Below are 18307 nucleotides of genomic sequence, written 5' to 3'. Positions count from 1 at the left end.
CGTGTTGTCAACCGGGGTGCCGGTCGCTCCGCCGCCAGGATTCGAACCTGGACTATCGGAACCAAAATCCGAGGTGCTGCCTTTACACTACGGCGGACCGCACGACACGACATCACTTTCCCGCTGACGCGGCGTCGCGTCACCGATGTCCACACCGCAGCCTACCGACTACGCGTCGCGCTGGCGATGTCCGACTGTCCGCTGTCGTATCCGAGCATATGATGTCATGTCCGGTTTCGTTGTTCGTAGCCGGATGGATGTTGTGGGGGCGGCTCGGTCGGCCCCATCCTGTGTGTGGCCCGCCACGTCTCCCGAGTGATCGTTTTCGGTCGGTCCGGGTGGCCGTGGGACACCGCCGGTGTGAGGCTTGGGGATGCGGTGGAAGCCGGGAACTTACGCCGACGTAGGTTACGGTGTCGTAGGCTGAATGGTGCATTCCGGTCGCGCCGGGGCGTCACCCGCGCGGCCGTGGGGTGTGCACGCGGTAGCGGGCCGCTCCGAACGACCGGTAAAACCTCTGTTTCCCGACCCCAGTTGAGGTAGCGATATGACCGCACCAACCGAGAGCGCGGCCGCGGAGCAGCCGCCCCGGCGCGCTGCTCCGAAACCCCTTACCGCGGGAGATCGCCCGCGCATCGCCCAAGCGCTGGTCTACGTGTTCGTGATAGTTCCACTGCTCGCCCTCGTGGCCGCCGTTCCCTTCGCCTGGGGGTGGGGACTCGGTGCGGTGGACATCTCGCTGGCCGTCTTCTTCTACGCACTCAGCGGCCTCGGCGTCACCGTCGGTTTCCACCGGCTGTTCACGCACAGGTCGTTCAAGACCAACCGGGCCGTCCAGGTGGTGCTGGCCATCTCGGGCATGGGCGCGGTGCAGGGGCCGGTGATCAACTGGGTCGCCGACCACCGCAGGCATCACGCCTACTCCGACCGGGAGGGCGACCCGCACTCGCCCTGGCGTTTCGGCGGTTCCGCCGCCGCGCTGGCCAAGGGCTTCTGGCACGCCCACATGGGCTGGCTGTTCGAACGGGACGTGACCAACGCCGACCGGTTCGCTCCCGACCTGCTCAAGGACCGCGTCCTCGAACGGATCAACAGGCTCTTCCCGCTGTGGACCGTGGCCAGCTTCGTGCTCCCCGCCGTGCTCGGCGGGCTGATCACCTGGTCCTGGTGGGGAGCGCTCACCGCGTTCTTCTGGGCCGGACTGGTCCGGGTCTCGGTGCTGCACCACATCACCTGGTCGGTGAACTCCATCTGCCACATGATCGGTGAGCGTCCGTTCAAGAGCCGCGACAAGGCCGCCAACTTCTGGCCGCTGGCGCTGATCTCGTTCGGCGAGTCCTGGCACAACTCGCACCACGCCGACCCGACCTGCGCGCGGCACGGGGTGCTCAAGGGGCAGCTCGACATCTCGGCACGGTTGATCTGGATGTTGGAGAAGCTCGGCTGGGCCTGGAAGGTCCGCTGGCCCAATGAGCAGCGGCTCGCCCGCATCTCGGTGACCGAGGAGCAAGGCTGAGGCCCGCGTTCCGGTAGGAGGGCGTCGGCCCGGTTCGCCGGGGTGATCACGTCGCGGAATCTCTCGCGGGCTCTCGCGCGGCAAGGACCGACATGGTGTGGGATCCCCGCTCGATGTCGGTCTCACCAGCGGTGAGAGCCCGCGGGGGAGCCGGTGGCCGTGAACACGGCCGTTCGGTGCGCGGGCCGCGGAACACCCCGGTGCGAGACCACTGGGTTCGACACCATTGGGAAGGCGTGTTCACGGGCGGGCGTTCCGGTACGTAGGGTGATCTGTCATGGCGGTGCGGCGACGTGGACGGGGCCGATCCGACAGTGCTCCCGGTGGCAACGGTGCGCGGAGTACCGGCCGGGTGCGGATGACCGGCAAGGAACGTCGACAACAGCTGTTGGACGTCGCCAGGGCACTGTTCGCGGAGAGGGGCTTCGACGGTGCCTCCATCGAGGAGATCGCCCATCGCGCCGACGTCTCCAAGCCGGTGGTCTACGAGCACTTCGGTGGCAAGGAAGGCATCTACGCCGTGGTCGTGGACCGCGAGATGCAGACGCTGCTCGACATGGTCGTCTCCGCGCTCTCGGCGGGGCACCCGCGTGAGCTGCTGGAGCAGGCGGCCTGCGCCCTGCTGGACTACATCGACAATTCCACGGACGGTTTCCGGATTCTGGTCCGTGATTCTCCGGTGGCCAGTACCACCGGAACGTTCTCCGGGCTGCTCAACGACATAGCCAGCCAGGTGGAGCACATCTTCGGGCTCCAGTTCAGTGCTCGCGGCTACGATCCCGAACTGGCCCCGCTCTACAGCCAGGCGCTGGTGGGGATGGTGGCACTGACCGGGCAGTGGTGGCTTGAGGTGCACCGTCCCGGCAGGGACGAGGTCGCGGCCCACCTGGTCAACCTCGCCTGGAACGGTCTCTCGCACCTGGAACACGAGCCCCGGCTGCGCAGCCGCGACCACGACACCGAGTGAGAGCCCACGGCCTCGTGCGCGTCGATTTCTCGCGAAATTGACATCCCGATTCGGCGATGCGGCCCCGGCGCCGTCAATTTCCCACGAAATCGCCGCGCCCGAACGACCCAGGCCGAGCCCCGACCACCCTTCGCAAGCCGAACTCGGACCACCCTCGCGGCCGGCACCGCCGCGGGTTCTCCCGTGCGGCTCTCGCGAGGACGGCCCCGACGTTGTGTAGGTCGCTACCCGATGTCGGGGCCCCCGCAGCGAGAGCCGTGCGAGAGGTTCCGCCACCCGCACCGCCACGAAGAACGAGCCGACGACCACTCACTTTTCCCGTTCGAGTTCGCGGGTGTGCTCGTATCCTGCCTTGCTCCACTGCGCCACCCATTCGGGCAGCTCCGGACGCTCCACGGGGCCGGGCAGCAGGTTCGCCACCTGTTCGGGGGTGACTCGCTCACCGGTCTTGGAGAGGAACCGGAGCTGGATCACCGCCGTGGTGGTGAGCTTTCCGCCGCTGACCGCCCGGTGCTCCATGAACAGGTGTCGTTCGTCCCAGCCGATGATCCTGGTGCGCAGCGTGAATGCCCGGAAGGGGCGCAGCGGGCGGCGGAACGATCCGGTCTCGTTGGTGACCACGGCGTACCACCCCTGCGGGCGCAGCTTGCGCAGCAGGCCGGACCGCAGCATCAGGTCGATACGCCCGAGATCGAAGATCGAGAAGTAGACACCGTTGTTCATGTGCCCCAGCAGGTCCAGATCGGTGGGTGCCACCCGGAGGTTCGTGTAGCAGGGGCCGAGCGGGTGCACCCTGCGGCCGAACGCGGTCTTGACCGCGAGCACGACCAGGCGCAGCAGCATGTTCATCGGTGTGTTCCTTCCGTGCCGCGCCGGGAACGCGGTGGGATGAGCGGCAAAAGTTACTGTCGAGTAGACAACGTTAGGTTCGGCGGTCCGCCCGCCACAACAGCCCGTGAACACCGACACACCGTGCTTCGCTCACCGCCGCCCCGCTCGGTGGAACCGACGCCATACCGTCGGAGGCTGGTCAGGACCGCCGAAGGTCAGCCCGGGGTGACCCGCAGCAGTTGATCGCCGGAACCGTTCGACGTGGTCAGGTACAGCGCGTCGTCCGGACCGAGTGTGGCTGCTCGTAACCTGCCGTGGGTGCCGTCCAGTTCCTGCGGCACCCACCGCCGTACCGAGCGACCGTTGTCGGAGAGTCGGAACAGCAGCAGCTTGCTGCCCTTCAACGTCGTCACGGCGAGAGCCCCTTCCAGCGATCCCCAGCGCGAACCGCGCAGGAAGGTCGCGTCGCAGACCGCCACGGTCTCCTCGCCCGAGGTCCACACGGCGGGTACCGCGTCCGGGAACCGCTCCCGGTCGGTCATCGGCACCGACTCGTCGTAGTACCCGCTCCGCCCGCCCCGCGATGGGTCCCAGCCGTAGTTGCCGCCCGGAACCAGCCGGTTCAGCTCGTCGTCCACATCGGGGCCGTGCTCGGCAACGAACACCGCACCGTCGTCGCGCACGGCCACGCCCTGCGGATTGCGGTGTCCGAAAGTGTAGATCAACCGGGTGGCGGGATCCGAGGCGTCGAGCATCGGGTTGCCCGGTGCGGGATCACCGGTGTCCGGCCGCAGCCGCAGCACCTTGCCACCCAGTGACCCCCGGTCCTGTGCAACCCCGGGGCGGGCGGTGTCCCCGGTGCTGACCAGCAGATTCCCGGAGTTGTCCAGGGCGGGCCTGCACCCCGAGTGCCTGCCGCTGGGATTGAGCGGCAGTCCGGTCAGCAGCGTGCCGGTTCGTTCGGCCCGCCGCCCGTCCTCGGACAACCGCCACTCGACCAGTCGGATGTCGCTCACTTCGCCGGGCCGCTGGTGCGTCTGGCACGTCAGGAACCGCCGGTTGTCGCCGAAGTCGGGGTCCACCAGCAGCCCCATGAGGCCGCCCTCCCCGCGCACGAGCAGGTCGTCGAAGTTCGCCCGCACTGTGCTGGTTCTCGAATCGCCCACCACGGCCAGTCGCCCGGGACGCTGCGTGACGAGTGCCGAACCGTCCGGCAGAAAACCCACGTCCCAACCGTGCTCCAACCGGTCGGAGAGCACCTCCACCCGCAGCGACGGCGCGGGATCCGGTGCCGTGGTGCGTTCACCGTCGGTGCCCCCGCCGCCACCGCAACCTCCCAGCAACAACGTGCCCGCCATGCCGGAGAGCGCCGCACGGCGGGAGATCACCGGCCGGTTCGGAAGGGGTGAACGATCAGGTGTGACCATGCCCACATACTGGCATCGTTTTCGGGGCGGGCGCTCCGGAAGAAAGCGCACTTTCGGCGCGATGTCTTGCCGGAGCGGGTAGTGGCCCTACCGGAATGGGGCGGCATCCCACACGGAGTGGGGCGGGCCGCCGGGGAGACACCGTCCGCGAGTCGTACGCTGGTCCGGGTGCCCGCGGGCCGGAGGCAGTGCCCTGCGGCGGGCGAGGCCGCTTTCACGGCGTTCCCACTGTTCGCGGGATCGTGTGTCGACGTTCCCTTCGTCGCGGTGCGAGGTTGTTCCATGACCCAGGCTGGTCCGCTGGCCGGACTGTTCCAAACCCTTTCGCGTGATCCGGCTCTGCGGCGGGTCGCGGCCGTGGCCGATTCGCCACGACTGTCGATGGAGGGTCCCGCCGCGGCACGCCCCCTGGTCGCCACCGCGTTGGCGGCCGGCAGTCGCCTCGACGGCAGCGACCGGCCGGTACTGCTGGTCACCGCGACCGGTCGGGAAGCCGACGAGATCGCGGCGGCCGTATCCTCGCTGCTCGGCCCCGAGGGGGTCGAGGTGATGCCCTCCTGGGAAACCCTGCCGCACGAGCGCCTGTCCCCGCGCGCGGACACCGTCGGGCGGCGACTCGCGGTGCTGCGCAGGCTCGCGCATCCCGAGGAACACCCGCACGGTGCCCCGCGGGTGCTGGTCACCACCGTGCGCAGCCTGATCCAGCCGGTCGCGCCCGGTCTGGGGGAACTGCCGCCGGTGCTGCTCGGGGTGGGCGAGGAGCACGAGTTCGAACAGCTCGCCACCCGCCTGACCGAACTCGCCTACAACCGCGTGGACATGGTCGAGAAGCGCGGTGAGTTCGCGGTGCGCGGCGGTATCGTCGACGTCTTCCCGCCGACCGAGGAACACCCGCTGCGGTTGGAGTTCTTCGGTGACGAGGTCACCGCCATCCGCCCCTTCTCGGTCTCCGACCAGCGCTCGCTGTCCGACGGCGCCGATGAGCAGGATCCACCCCGGCTGCACGCCCCGCCGTGCCGCGAGCTGCTGCTCACCGAGGAGGTGCGCGACAGGGCTCGCCGGCTGTCCGAACACCACTCGGGTGATGCGCAGCTCGGCGAGATGCTCAACAGCATCGCCGAGGGGATCGCCACCGAAGGCATGGAGGCGCTGATACCGGCGCTGTGCGCGGGCAGGATGGAACTGCTGACCGATCTGCTGCCCGCGGGCACCCACGTGGTGCTCGCCGACCCGGAGAAGGTCCGGGCGCGGGCGGCCGATCTGGTGCGAACCGGTGAGGAGTTCCTGGAAGCCTCCTGGATGGTCGCCGCCGACGGTGGCAAGGCCCCGATCGACCTGGGCGCCTCCGCCTACCGTGACCTGGCGGAGGTGGCCGAGTACACCCGTGAACTGGGGCTGCCGTGGTGGACCCTGAGTCAGTTCAGCAGCGTCGAGGACGGCAACGACGAGGCCCTGCGGCTCGGACTCAAGCAGGTCGAGCAGTACCGCGGTGACGTGTCGCGGGCATTCGACGACCTGCGCGCCCACACTGCCGGTGGCGGTGCCACGCTGCTGGTGGTGCCCGGCACCGGGACCGCGCAGCGCGCCGTCCAGCAGCTGGGCGAGGTCGACCTGCCCGCCCGACACGCCGAGCACGGACTCGTCGAAGCCCCGGAGGCCGGTGTGGTCACGGTGGTGCGCGCCGACCTGGAGGACGGCTTCGCCGCCCCCGACGTGGGGCTGGTGGTGCTCACCGAGACCGATCTGACCGGTGGTCGCGGCGGTACCTCCACCAAGGACATGCGGCGGATGCCCTCGCGGCGGCGCAACGGGGTCGATCCGCTCGCGCTCAAACCGGGCGACCACGTGGTGCACGAGCAGCACGGCATCGGCAAGTACGTCGAGATGGTGCAGCGCACCATCGGCGGCGCCACCCGCGAGTACCTGGTGCTGGAGTACGCCTCCAGCAAGCGGGGGCAGTCGGGCGACCGGCTGTTCGTGCCGACCGACCAGCTCGACGAGGTCTCGCGCTACGTCGGCGGCGAAGTCCCCACGCTGAACAAGCTCGGCGGTTCGGACTGGAAGAACACCAAGGCCAAGGCCCGCAAGGCGGTCAAGGAGATCGCCTCGGAGCTGGTCCAGCTCTACGCGGCCAGGCAGTCCGCGCCCGGTCACGCCTTCGGCGACGATTCACCGTGGCAGCGCGAGCTCGAGGACGCCTTCCCCTACACCGAGACCGGCGATCAGCTCGCCGCCATCGAGGAGGTCAAGACCGACATGCGGAACTCGGTCCCGATGGACCGGGTCATCTGCGGTGACGTCGGCTACGGCAAGACCGAGATCGCGGTGCGCGCCGCGTTCAAGGCCGTCCAGGACGGCAAGCAGGTGGCGGTGCTGGTGCCGACCACCCTGCTGGCGCAGCAGCACCTGAACACCTTCACCGACCGGATGCACTCGTTCCCGGTCAACATCAGGGGGCTCTCCCGGTTCACCGACCCCTACGAGTCCGAGCAGACGGTCAACGGGCTGCTCACCGGTGAGGTGGACATCGTCATCGGCACCCACCGGCTGCTGCAGACCGGGGTGCGCTACAAGGACCTCGGGATGGTGATCGTCGACGAGGAGCAGCGCTTCGGTGTGGAGCACAAGGAGCACATCAAGCAGCTGCGCACCCACGTGGACGTGCTGACCATGTCGGCCACCCCCATTCCGCGCACGCTGGAGATGAGCATGGCGGGCATCCGCGAGATGTCCAACATCCTCACCCCGCCGGAGGAGCGCCACCCGGTGTTGACCTACGTCGGCGTCTACGACGAGAAGCAGGTCGCCGCGGCGGTGCGACGGGAGCTGCTGCGGGACGGTCAGGTGTTCTTCGTGCACAACCGGGTGCACGACATCGAGAAGACCGCCCGGCACCTGCGCGAACTCGTCCCGGAGGCGCGGGTGGTCACCGCGCACGGGCAGATGAACGAGGACCGGCTGGAAAAGATCATCCAGGGGTTCTGGGAACGCGAGTACGACGTACTGGTGTGCACCACGATCGTGGAGACCGGGCTGGACATCTCGAACGCCAACACGCTGATCGTGGACCGCTCCGACGCGTTGGGGCTGGCGCAGCTGCACCAGCTGCGCGGCCGGGTCGGCCGGGCCAGGGAACGCGGCTACGCCTACTTCCTGTACCCGCCGGAGAAGCCGCTGACCGACACCGCGCACGACAGGTTGGCCACCATCGCGCAGAACTCCGAGCTCGGGGCGGGGATGGCAGTGGCCATGAAGGACCTGGAGATCCGGGGCGCGGGCAACATCCTCGGCGCCGAGCAGTCCGGGCACATCGCCGGGGTCGGCTTCGACCTGTACATGCGGTTGGTCGGCGAGGCGGTGCAGGCCTACCGCGAGGACGCCGGTGCCGAGCCGGAGGAGCAGGAGGAACTCACCGACGTGCGGGTGGACCTGCCGGTCGACGCGCACATCCCGCACGACTACGTGCCGGGGGAGCGGTTGCGGCTGGAGGCCTACCGCAAGATCGCGGCCTCCTCCGGCCAGTCCGATCTGGACGCCGTGCGCAACGAGCTCACCGACCGGTACGGCACGCCGCCGCAGTCGGTGGAACGGCTGCTCCGGGTCACCGCGTTCCGCCAGCTGTGCCGCGAGTACGGCGTGACCGAGGTGACGCTGCAGGGAACCTCGATCCGGTTCGCACCGCTGGAACTGTCCGATTCGGCCCAGATGCGCATGAAGCGGCTCTACCCGAAGGCGGTCTACAAGTCCGCTGTGCGCACCGTTTCGGTGGCCCGGCCGACCGAGGGCGCGGCGGGCGGCAACATCGGGGCGCCGCAGCTGCGCGACGAGGCGTTGCTGGAGTGGTGCGGCAAGCTGGTGGAGTCGCTGGCCGCAGCGCCCGTCGCGGCCGGGTGAGGTGGGGGCCTCTTCCGATGTGGGGATTCCGTCCGATGTGACGTGCGATCCCGTTCCTGACTCCGCCGAGTCCTGCCCGAGTGATATCTCTCGTCGTGACCCCGTGGGGTGGCGGCTGGAGCACCTGTTTTGTGATCATGGTTTTTCCGCGGTGATCACGACTCCGCCTCACGGGATTCAGGGGATCGGCGGTCGGCCGGAGCGTGTCGCGGGGAGCAGGGGACTTCTTTCCGTGATGAGCACGAAACGGGTCGCAGTTCATGGATCAATCCCGGACAGTGACGTTGCGTGGAACGCTGCCGCTGTCGGTGGCCGACGGGACGGCGGAAGAGGAGCGCGACGATGCCTCGGCCGAGCTGCTAGCGGCCGTCGACGCCGCCCGCGCCGGTAACGTTGACCTCGAGGGGCTGATGAGGGCGTTCCGACGTGCGGTTCTCGCCGTGGAGGTGATCCCCGCGGCAGCGGGGCACACGCTTCGCCAGGTCTGGTACGAGGGACTGTGCTGGTTGCCCGTGTTCTCCGACCTTCGGCAGTTGGCGGGCTTCTTCCACGAGGCGGGCTGGACCGAGGAGGTCGACTACGGGTTGCTGTCCGGTGCGGAGCTCATCGACGAGTGCCTGCCCCAGCTTCCCCACGGTACCGCGATCATGCTCGACGCGGTGGGTGAGCGCCCGTTCTCCCTTCCGCCCGTGGCGGGCATGGTTCCCGAGTCGTTGGCCGTCGCGACACCCGAGGAGGAGCGGAGCAGGTGAGTCAGGAGCAGAACAAGTTCGGAGTGGATCTGGATGCCCTGGCCGATGCGGAGAAGGGCGTCGAGAAGGTCGTGAGCGAACTCCGCGAGATGCTCGGTTGGGGATCGGGGCACCTGGCCGAGCAGGGAGTCGGGCTGCTCAACGGGGTTTCGCTGGATGCTTCCACCGAGGTCGGGCACGAAGGGCTAGGGGAAGCACTTCGCACCTTCGGCGGGAAGTGGCAGTGGGGGTTGCGTCACCTCGTCGACGACGGTGCGGGGGCCGCCGAGGCGCTGGGGGACACCAGGAGCACCTACGAGAAGGTCGAGGACGCCGTCAACGGAACCCTCAAAGGCATCGTGGGAACCGCGGTGGGGGACCCTTCGACGAGTACCACCGCTTGGCAGGACAGGTCCTGGGGACAGATCGGCAGCGGCTTGGTTCCCGGCTCGACAACCTTCGAGATGCTTCAGGGGTCCGACAACAACGGTGACGGCGAGGTCGGCTAGGTGTCCGGGGTGAGTAACCAGAGTTCGATCGGGCAGGACGCCGTCTGGCTCGCCGGCAATTTAGACGATGCCGTGGAGTGGGTTCCGGGGGGCGGTGAGACCACCGCCGACTGGTTGCGTTCGCAGCGGCAAGGCCCCATACCCGGTGAACCGGCCACCCTGCGCGAGACGGCCGATCACCTGAGCACGCTCGGCAAGGCGTGCGAGCGCGCCGGTGAGGGGTTCAGGGCCATCGACGACGGCGGCTGGTACGGCAAGGCCGCCGACGGTTTCCACGCGTACCTGGACCAGGCCGCTCCGAAATGGTTTCGTGCCGCCGACGCGTTGACCGAGGCCGGGAAGGCCGTAACCGACTACGCCGAGACGTTGGAGTCCGCACAACGACGGGCCCACCGGGCACAACAGGACCTGGAGTCGGCCGAGCAGCGCACCGAACAAGCCCGGCAGCGGCACAACGCCGAGGTGGAGAACTACAACGCGCAGGTCCGGCGTGCCAACGGTGGTGGACCGGCACCCGATATGGCACGTCCCGGCGAGTTCGTCGATCCCGCAGCGGACGACAAGCGTGCCGCGAAGGAGACCATCGAACAGGCCAAGACCGAGGTGAACGCGGCGGGCGACCGTGCTGCCGGGAGCCTGAAGCGCGCCTGCGCGGATGCCCCGGACGAGCCCGGTGTGCTCGCCAGGTGGCGCGACAACATGGTCGACTCCTTCCAGGCGAGTACGGACCTGATCCAGGATTTCGGGGGTGGTGTGCTCTCCGGTACGGCCGAGATGCTCAAGGGTATCCGGATGATCAATCCGGTCGACCCGTACAACCTCACCCATCCGGCCTCCTACGGCGAGAACCTTTTCACCATGGGAAAAGGCGTGGTCGGAGCGGTGACGCATCCGTACCAGGCCGTGAAGACCACCCTCAACGTCGAGGGATGGCAGAACAATCCCGCGCAGGCCCTCGGCAAGTCGGTGCCGAGTGCGCTGGCCTCGTTGGCCGGTGGCAGCGGTGCCGCGGCCAAGCTCAGCAGCATGGCCGGGAAGTTCGGCAGGTTCGGCGATGAGCTCGCCGGTTTGGGCAAGCGTGCCTCGGATCTGCCTTCCACGGTGAAGCGTGCCAAGCCCGACGAGGCCGATGCCGGGGCCTCGTCCCCGTCGAAAGACGGCTCGGGTGGATCGCAACAACGGCCGAGTCAGCCATCCCACCCCGGTCAGCACCAGCAGAACCAGCCGAATCAGCCGAGCAATCAGGGGCAGCAGCCGGGAGGTCATGGCCAATCGGCGGGGAATCCGACTCCGCCGCAGCAGCACCCAGCGCAACCGAACGTGCCACAACCCGAGGTGTCGAGCTCGACGCCTCCGTGGGCGAATCAGGACCTGCCGCCGCAGCCGGCCCAACCGCCGCAGCCGGAACCACCCTCCCCAGGATCGGGAGGTTTCGGCGATCCTGCCGGACAGCATGCGGGGACGCATCCTTTCGGGCCGGGCAGTGCGCCTCAACAGGATTTCGGCCCCGGTCCTCGCCCGGACGGCGGGTTCGGCCCGCAGCCCGACGGCGGAAGTTCTCCTGAGTCTCACGGAAGTTTTGGCGCACGAGAGGCGGAGTCGGTCTCTCGTTCCGAGCCGGGTTCCAGGGAGGGTATCCAGGGCGAAAAATCGGCTACCCACCGAGAAGTCTCGGGTGGGAGTGACGATGTTCGCTCCCGAGGTGAATCCGACCGGGAAGACGAAAATTCGGATGTGGCGAAGCGACCCGGGAATGATGTCGACGAGTTGGAAGGGAGCAGGATAGCTGAAGACATAAGCCACACCGCGATTGATCCGGTCGATCCGGCTCAGCTTCCCGATAATACGGTGTGGCGCCAGAGTAACGAGTTGTTGTACCGTGTCGATGATCGTTCCGATGTTTTCGATAATGGGTTCGAGGCGAGAGATACGCGAAATCTGGACCTCGATGACTACGTTGAGAACAATACGGAATCGGGGTATGTTTCTTGGTCTCGCGACAAAGACATTTGGTTGCAGTTTGCCGACAGGAAGTATGTTTACGTGACGGATGCCCCTGGTGGTATTGATGTAAATGCCAGCGTACCGGGGCATCAGTACCAGGCTCAGGAAGAGATAGCCCATGTCGGTGGTACTTCTCCTGAGCGGATAGTTGGTCGTTACGAGATAATTAAAGACCCCGAGTCCGGTCTTCCCGTTCGTTCCGACGTCTTCGAACCGAATCCGAACTACAGTCCGTTGAGGGGAAACAATGAGTAACCATCAAATTCCGGTTCCCGCTGTTACAGAAGGTATGAGGCAGCAAGCTCTCGCCAACCCCGGGAAGCGTGTTTACGTTGTAGATCCGGAATTCGATGCGAACGGAAATGTTCCTGGTTGGGGTGTTCGTGGTGCTTTTCCAGTCTCGGAGGCGGGTGAGATTTTGACGAACGATTACATCGCGAACCCAAAATACTTCCCCGGGCCGAAGGTTCGGGGGTTTCCCGAGCCTCGGAATGCTGTTGAACGAGCGTTGGAGCTGGCTGCCAGCGGGTACGGCTCGGAGGAAGGGCTCGTAGCGGAGCTTGCGGGAAGTGGTGTGGAACTACTGTTTTCGGTCGATACTGAGGATCCGGGCCGTATTCCTGTGATGGCTGATCAGTCGGGAAACCGCCTTGTTCATGCCTGCACTTCCGAGGAGCGTAATGCTTCTGGAGAGCGGTTGATCTCGATTCAGGTAGCCGCGATTCGTGACATGCTCTCTGAAGTGTACCTGGTGCTCAACGCGGGAAGTGTTCCCTCGGTTACTCTTCCTGGTCGAGATATCGTGGCCGCGATGTCCGCCGAATCGGGCAATGGGTGACGAGTCCCATCAGTGATGGCAAGGCTGTTCGATCAAATCTTCACTTTCCGGGGTTGAGTTCCCTTCACGCGTCCTGCCGGTGACTCACTTTTCCACGTCAGTGCTCGCCGGCGCGGAGCTGAGCACCCGCTGATGGCTTTCGGCGGGATCGCCCTCATCCCAGCGCCTGCCGCGCGGCGGGCAGCGCGGCCTCGCGGTCACGTGCCACCACGCCCACGCGGGTTCTGCGGTCGAGCAGGTCGTCGGTGTCCAGTGCGCCCTCGTGCCGCACGGCGAACCGCAGCTCGGCGGGGGTGGTCGACACGCTCCCGGTGATCGGTTCCAGCGCGGCTCGGTCCCCTTCCGTCTGTTCGAGCACGGCCGGAGCCTCCGTGCCGTAGCGCGCGACGAGCTCGCGCGGCGCGCGCACCCGGGACAGCCGCGCCCGGTCGGCCGCTCCCACCAGTGGCAGCCGCCTGGTGCGGCACGGCCCCGCGCTCAGTCCGGCGTGTCGGACAGCCGCGTCCACCGCGTCCTCGGCCATGCGGCGGTAGGTGGTCAGTTTGCCGCCCACCACGCTGATCACACCGTTCTCGCCGGTCAGCACCGTGTGGCTCCGGGACAGGTCGGCGCTGCCGCCCGAGCCCGCGCTGCCGTTGGAGCCGTCGCCGGTGCCGCCGTCCAGCAGCGGACGGAGCCCGGAGTAGGTGTCCAGCACGTCCTCCGAACGTAGCGGTTCGGTGAGCACGGTGTTGATGGTTTGCAGCAGGAAGTCCACTTCGTGCCGCGACGCCTCCGGAACGTCCGGCACGTCTCCGGGCGCCTCCTCGTCGGTGAGTCCGATGTGGATTCTTCCGTTGTCAGCGGGTAGCGCGAACACGAACCGGTTGGTGGTCCCCGGGATCGGCACCGTCAGTCCCGCGTGCAGGCCGGGCAGCGACTCGGCCGCGACCACCAGGTGCGTCCCGCGGCTGGGGCGCAGCTTCAGGTCCCCGGCGATCTCACCGGCCCACACACCCGCCGCGTTGACCACGGCCCGCGCCCGCACCGGCACCGTCCCGCCGCCGAGCCGATCGCGCAGCACGGCCCCCTCGCCGGTCACGTCCTCGGCGGCGCACCTGGTGAGCACCTTGGCGCCGTGTCCGGCCGCGGTGCGGGCGAGGGCGGTGACCAGTCTGGCGTCGTCGGTCAACTGACCGTCCCAGGCCAGCAACCCGCCGCGCAGCCCGTCGTGCTTGACCGGAGGTGCCATGCGCAGCGTCTCGGCGGTGCTGATCCCCCGGGAGTGGGGCAGCGAGCTCGAACCGGTCCGTGCCGCGAGTCGAAGCGCGTCCCCGGCCAGGAAACCCGTCCGCACCAACGCCGCCTGTCGTGTGTTCGTCCCCGGCAGCAGCGGTACCAGCTGCGGCAACGGCGCCGTCAGGTGCGGGGCGGTGTCGCGCAGCAGAATCCCGCGCTCCACCGCGCTCTCGTACGCGATGCCGACATTGCCGGAGGCCAGGTAGCGCAACCCGCCGTGCACGAGCTTGGAACTCCAACGGCTGGTGCCGAACGCCAGGTCGTGCTTCTCGGCCAGCACCACCGACAGCCCTCGGGAGGCCGCGTCGAGCGCGACTCCGGTGCCGGTGACGCCACCGCCGATCACCAGCAGATCCACCCGCTCGGTCTCGACCAGTTCGGACAGTTCGCGGTTCCTGCGGGCGGCGTTCAGCGAGGTGTCGCGCATGGGTCACTCCTTGTCGAGGTTCGATACCGCTGCTCGATGTCGGGCCGCACGGAGCGAGAGCCCGCGAGAGGTTCCGCCAACCGAGCGTTCACGAGAACCGAGTTGACGAACTCCTACTGCGGGGAGTCGGGGCGCAGGTAGTTCTCCAGCATCGTGCGCAGCTGCTGGTCCAGTCGTTCGGCGGGCAGCCGCTCAGCCACCACGCGCGAGGAGAGCGCGGCGGACTGGGTGACCAACAGCAGCATCGCCGCGAGTTCCTCGGGATCGCCGTCGGTGATCGAGCCGTCCCGCTGGCCCTCCCGGATCGCGGCGGCGAAAACCTCCAGTATCTCGCGCTGGCTGGTGCCGAGCCGGTCGAAGGTGTAGGTGATCAGCAGTTCCGGATCGGTCTCCAGGATCTTGCGCAGCAGCGGGTGCTCGCGTATCGCCGCCACGGTGCTGATGATCCGGTCCAGCCCGCGCTCGCGGGCGCTGCCACCGGCCTCGTCGTCGCTCGGCAGCAGCGAACGGAGCTCTCTGGTCAGCAGGTCGGCTGCCAGTGAGCGCATGTCCTGCCAGTGGCGGTAGACGGTCGGTCGGCTCACCCCGGCGCGACGTGCCACCTCGGTCAGCGTCGTACGGCGCATCCCGACGGCGAGGACGCACTCGCGCGCGGCGTCCAGTATGCCGTCTTCATTACGACTTGACGTCATGTGTAAAACTGTAGCGCATGACCGCACCGCAGCACCGCACCCCGGAACCGATGTGGAACGCGTGGGGGACCGCGTCCGAGGCCGAGCCGCTGCCCGAACACCTGCGCGCGCTGCTGACCGACGCGCTCGGAGTGCCCCGCCGCGACACCCCTTCGGTACCCCGTGATCAGGTGCGGATCCGCGAATCGGCGCTGCCGGACGTGGCTCGCGCGTCGATCGAGGACGCGGTCGGTGCCGAACACCTGCACACCGACGAGCACACGCGACTGCTGCACACCGGCGGCAAGAGCACCCCGGATCTGCTGCGCCGCCGTGCCGGTGACGCGGACGAGGCGCCCGATGCGGTGGTGCGGCCCGGCAGCCACGAGGAGGTCGAGCAGGTGCTGCGGGCCTGCGCCCGGCACCGGGTCGCGGTGATCGCGTTCGGCGGCGGCACCAGCGTGGTCGGCGGGGTGAGCCCGGACCGCTCGGCGCTGTCGGTCGTGGCGGCCCTGGATCTTGCCAGGCTGGACCGACTGCTCGAACTGGACACCGAGTCCGGCACCGCCACGTTGCAGGCCGGGTTGCGTGGCCCGGAGGCCGAGCGGCTGCTGCGGGAGCGGGGCTTCTCGCTGGGGCACTTTCCGCAGAGCTTCGAGTACGCCAGCATCGGCGGTTTCGCCGCGACCAGATCCTCCGGGCAGGCGTCGGCCGGCTACGGCCGGTTCGACGAGATGGTGCTGGACCTCCGGGTGGCGACCCCGCGCGGCACGATTCACCCCGGGCGCGCGCCCGCCTCGGCCGCGGGGCCGGACCTGCGGCAGCTCTTCCTGGGCTCCGAAGGCGTGTTCGGCGTGGTCACCGAGGTGACCGTGCGGGTCGTTCCGGCACCCGCCGAGACGCGGCGTGAGGCGTGGTCCTTTCCCGACTTCGCGACCGGCGCGGCGGCGCTGCGGCAGCTGGCTCAGACCGGTTCGCTGCCGACCGTGGCGCGGCTCTCCGACGAGACCGAGACCGGACTGAACCTCGCCTCATCCGAGGTGGGGGAGAGCGCGCACGCCGGTGGTTGTCTGGCCGTGACCACCTACGAGGGCACCGCCGAGCACGTCGAGGCCAGGCAGTCCGAGGTCGCCGAGCTGCTGCGCGCGGCGGGCGGCACCTCGCTCGGTGCGGAACCGGCGGACTCCTGGGATCGGGCACGGTTCCACGCCCCGTACCTGCGCGACGCGCTGCTCGACGTCAACACCCTCGCCGAGACCCTGGAAACCGCCACCACCTGGTCCAATCTGGACCGAACGTACCGGGCCGTGCACGGGGCGCTCACCGAATCGCTGGGGCAGCAGGGGACTCCGCCGCTGGTGATGTGCCACGTCTCGCACATCTACCCGACCGGCACGTCGCTGTACTTCACCGTGGCCTGCGCCCGCGCCGAGGAGCCGGTGGCGCAGTGGCAGCGCGCCAAGCGGGCGGCGGGTGATGCGATCGCCTCGGTCGGCGCGACCATCACGCACCACCACGCGGTCGGCACGGAACACCGCGACTGGATGGTTGAGGAGGTCGGCGAACTCGGCCTCGACGTGCTGCGGGCCGTCAAGGAAACGGTGGACCCCGAAGGGGTGCTCAACCCGGGGAAACTGCTCCCGCCGAAGTGATTACCCCACCCGGGTTCCCGGCGATTTCTTGGGAAATTGACGCGGCACCGGGCCGTGCCGCCTCACCGGCGCGGCGATTTCGCGAGAAATTGACGCTCGGGGTGACCCCGCTCGGTGTGGTGAGGGAGGAAGCGGCCCGGCGGAGGTTCCGCCGACCGTACCCCCGGAAACCCTGAGGGAACACTTCGGTCGGGCAGGTCGGCCGGGCAACCGTTGTAACAGTGAATGAGGGAGCGGCCGGTGCGCGACATCTCCTTACTCGTCAATCCGACCTCCGGGAAGGGCCGGGCGCGCGAGGCGGCCCGCCGCGCCGCCGAACGGCTGCGTCGCGAGGGTGCGTCCGTCACCGCACTGGTGGGCAATGACGCCGCGCACTCCGCGCGGTTGGCCGAACGGGCGGTGGCTTCCGGGACGGACGCGCTGGTCGCCTGCGGCGGTGACGGCATCATGAACCTCGCGCTGCGGGCCGCGGTCGGCACCGCCACGCCGATCGGGCTGATCCCGGCGGGCACCGGGAACGACTACGCGCGGATGTTGGGGCTGCACGGCAGCGGCCCCGAGGACGCCGCGCGGGTGGTGCTCGCGGGTGTCACCAGTGCCATCGACGCCGGTCGATGCGGTGAGCAGTGGTTCGGCACCGTGCTGTCGTGCGGGTTCGACGCCAAGGTCAACGAGCGCACCAACCGCATGTCCTGGCCGCGCGGCAAGTGGCGCTACAACCTGGCGGTGGTCGCGGAGCTCGCCAAGCTGCGGCCGTTGGACTACCGCCTCGAACTCGACGGCGAGTCGTGGGAGACCAGCGCGGTGCTGGTGGCGATCGGCAACGGTCCCAGTTACGGCGGCGGGATGCGGATCTGCCCCGAAGCGTCCTGTGTGGATGGTTTGTTCGACGTCACCGTGATCGGGCCGGTGGCGGCGCGGCGGTTGATACGGTTGCTACCCACCGTATACGACGGCAGGCACGTGGAGTATTCGCAGGTGACCACGTTTCGGGCCCGGCGGGTTTCGGTCGCCACGCCTGGCGTCACCGCCTACGGCGACGGCGAACCGCTGGCCCCGCTGCCGCTTACCGCCGAGTGCGTTCCCCAGGCGGTGAACGTACTGGTGCCCGCCGAGTAGGGCTGCGTGCGGAATTCGTCGGGCGTGGTGCGCCGGGTGGGCGAGCGTGTCCGCTCAGCAGTGGGCAGTGTTCATCAACGCGGTCAAGGCCAACCAGCTCGGCTGAGCCCCAGAGACTGACATAGCGGCTTCGGGCGGGTCGCTCTGGAGGCTGGATCGTCGATGATTCCGGTAGCGGTTCCCGCCATTGTGGATTGCCATACGGGGTCCCCGCCCGGCCGGGTGGGAGCGGGGAGGGAGGCCCGGCCGGGCGGGGTTTTGGTGGTGGCGGTGCGTACATTTCGCGCGAAATTGACGCCGCTGCGTGGGGTGCGCGGCGATTTCGTGGGAAATTGGCGCCCCGCCACCGGGCCCGGGGTGTCTCGGCAGTGTCGGGGTTGGCCGAGTACACGGTTCCGGGCCGGTCTGGGGTGGGGAGATGGATCGTGGGCCACGGACGCTGG

General features: G+C 68.5%; 13 protein-coding genes and 1 tRNA gene. 9 read left to right on the top strand and 5 right to left on the bottom strand.

All coding sequences use genetic code 11. From position 1 onward, the window contains the following. Positions 1 to 26 precede the first annotated feature (26 nt). Positions 27 to 97 (bottom strand) — tRNA-Gln (locus ACOQFL_RS14345). Between the two features lie 450 nt (positions 98 to 547). Here ACOQFL_RS14345 and ACOQFL_RS14340 point away from each other — a divergent pair. Continuing rightward, the gene (locus ACOQFL_RS14340; protein ID WP_435544641.1) at positions 548 to 1516 is read left to right on the top strand and encodes an acyl-CoA desaturase; all 969 of its coding nucleotides are present in this window, start codon (positions 548 to 550) and stop codon (positions 1514 to 1516) included. Between the two features lie 358 nt (positions 1517 to 1874). Continuing rightward, on the top strand, positions 1875 to 2483 hold the full coding sequence (locus ACOQFL_RS14335) for a TetR/AcrR family transcriptional regulator (RefSeq protein ID WP_435544640.1): 609 nt from the start codon (positions 1875 to 1877) through the stop codon (positions 2481 to 2483). A gap of 309 nt (positions 2484 to 2792) precedes the next feature. Here the strand turns inward: ACOQFL_RS14335 and ACOQFL_RS14330 are convergent, their stop codons facing one another. Both ACOQFL_RS14330 and ACOQFL_RS14325 read right to left on the bottom strand, forming a co-directional pair. After that, positions 2793 to 3332 (bottom strand): acyl-CoA thioesterase, encoded by a 540-nt coding sequence (locus ACOQFL_RS14330; protein WP_435544639.1) that lies wholly within the window; start codon positions 3330 to 3332, stop codon positions 2793 to 2795. 197 nt (positions 3333 to 3529) lie between these two features. Then, the gene (locus ACOQFL_RS14325; protein ID WP_435544638.1) at positions 3530 to 4741 is read right to left on the bottom strand and encodes a PQQ-dependent sugar dehydrogenase; all 1212 of its coding nucleotides are present in this window, start codon (positions 4739 to 4741) and stop codon (positions 3530 to 3532) included. Positions 4742 to 5023: 282 nt separating this feature from the next. On the opposite strand from ACOQFL_RS14325, the gene mfd reads away from it, so the two are divergent. The 5 genes from mfd to ACOQFL_RS14300 all read left to right on the top strand — a co-directional run bounded on the left by mfd (position 5024) and on the right by ACOQFL_RS14300 (position 12717). Next, complete coding sequence (gene mfd, locus ACOQFL_RS14320; protein ID WP_435544637.1) at positions 5024 to 8635, top strand: transcription-repair coupling factor; 3612 nt, start codon at positions 5024 to 5026, stop codon at positions 8633 to 8635. 278 nt (positions 8636 to 8913) lie between these two features. Continuing rightward, the gene (locus ACOQFL_RS14315) at positions 8914 to 9387 is read left to right on the top strand and encodes a hypothetical protein (protein WP_435544636.1); all 474 of its coding nucleotides are present in this window, start codon (positions 8914 to 8916) and stop codon (positions 9385 to 9387) included. Further along, positions 9384 to 9875, top strand: a complete 492-nt coding sequence (locus ACOQFL_RS14310) for a hypothetical protein (protein ID WP_435544635.1) — start codon at positions 9384 to 9386, stop codon at positions 9873 to 9875. Before ACOQFL_RS14315 ends, ACOQFL_RS14310 begins: the two co-directional genes overlap by 4 nt. A gap of 9 nt (positions 9876 to 9884) precedes the next feature. Continuing rightward, entirely contained in the window at positions 9885 to 12134 is a 2250-nt protein-coding gene (locus ACOQFL_RS14305) for a putative T7SS-secreted protein (RefSeq protein WP_435544634.1), read from the top strand. Beyond that, complete coding sequence (locus ACOQFL_RS14300; protein WP_435544633.1) at positions 12127 to 12717, top strand: type VII secretion system-associated protein; 591 nt, start codon at positions 12127 to 12129, stop codon at positions 12715 to 12717. Before ACOQFL_RS14305 ends, ACOQFL_RS14300 begins: the two co-directional genes overlap by 8 nt. 154 nt (positions 12718 to 12871) lie before the next feature. Here the strand turns inward: ACOQFL_RS14300 and ACOQFL_RS14295 are convergent, their stop codons facing one another. Both ACOQFL_RS14295 and ACOQFL_RS14290 read right to left on the bottom strand, forming a co-directional pair. After that, on the bottom strand, positions 12872 to 14422 hold the full coding sequence (locus tag ACOQFL_RS14295) for a glycerol-3-phosphate dehydrogenase/oxidase (protein WP_435544632.1): 1551 nt from the start codon (positions 14420 to 14422) through the stop codon (positions 12872 to 12874). A 113-nt stretch (positions 14423 to 14535) separates the two neighbouring features. After that, on the bottom strand, positions 14536 to 15114 hold the full coding sequence (locus ACOQFL_RS14290; protein ID WP_435544631.1) for a TetR/AcrR family transcriptional regulator: 579 nt from the start codon (positions 15112 to 15114) through the stop codon (positions 14536 to 14538). Between the two features lie 17 nt (positions 15115 to 15131). Here ACOQFL_RS14290 and ACOQFL_RS14285 point away from each other — a divergent pair, with 17 nt between their 5' ends. Then, positions 15132 to 16745, top strand: a complete 1614-nt coding sequence (locus tag ACOQFL_RS14285; RefSeq protein ID WP_435544630.1) for an FAD-binding oxidoreductase — start codon at positions 15132 to 15134, stop codon at positions 16743 to 16745. Positions 16746 to 16970: 225 nt separating this feature from the next. Further along, entirely contained in the window at positions 16971 to 17864 is an 894-nt protein-coding gene (locus ACOQFL_RS14280) for a diacylglycerol kinase (protein WP_435544629.1), read from the top strand. The last annotated feature ends 443 nt before the right edge of the window (positions 17865 to 18307 follow it).

Source organism: Actinopolyspora sabaoui (assembly GCF_051225635.1).
In the GTDB taxonomy this organism is placed as follows: domain Bacteria; phylum Actinomycetota; class Actinomycetes; order Mycobacteriales; family Pseudonocardiaceae; genus Actinopolyspora.
This window is presented reverse-complemented; position numbering and strand designations above follow the sequence as displayed.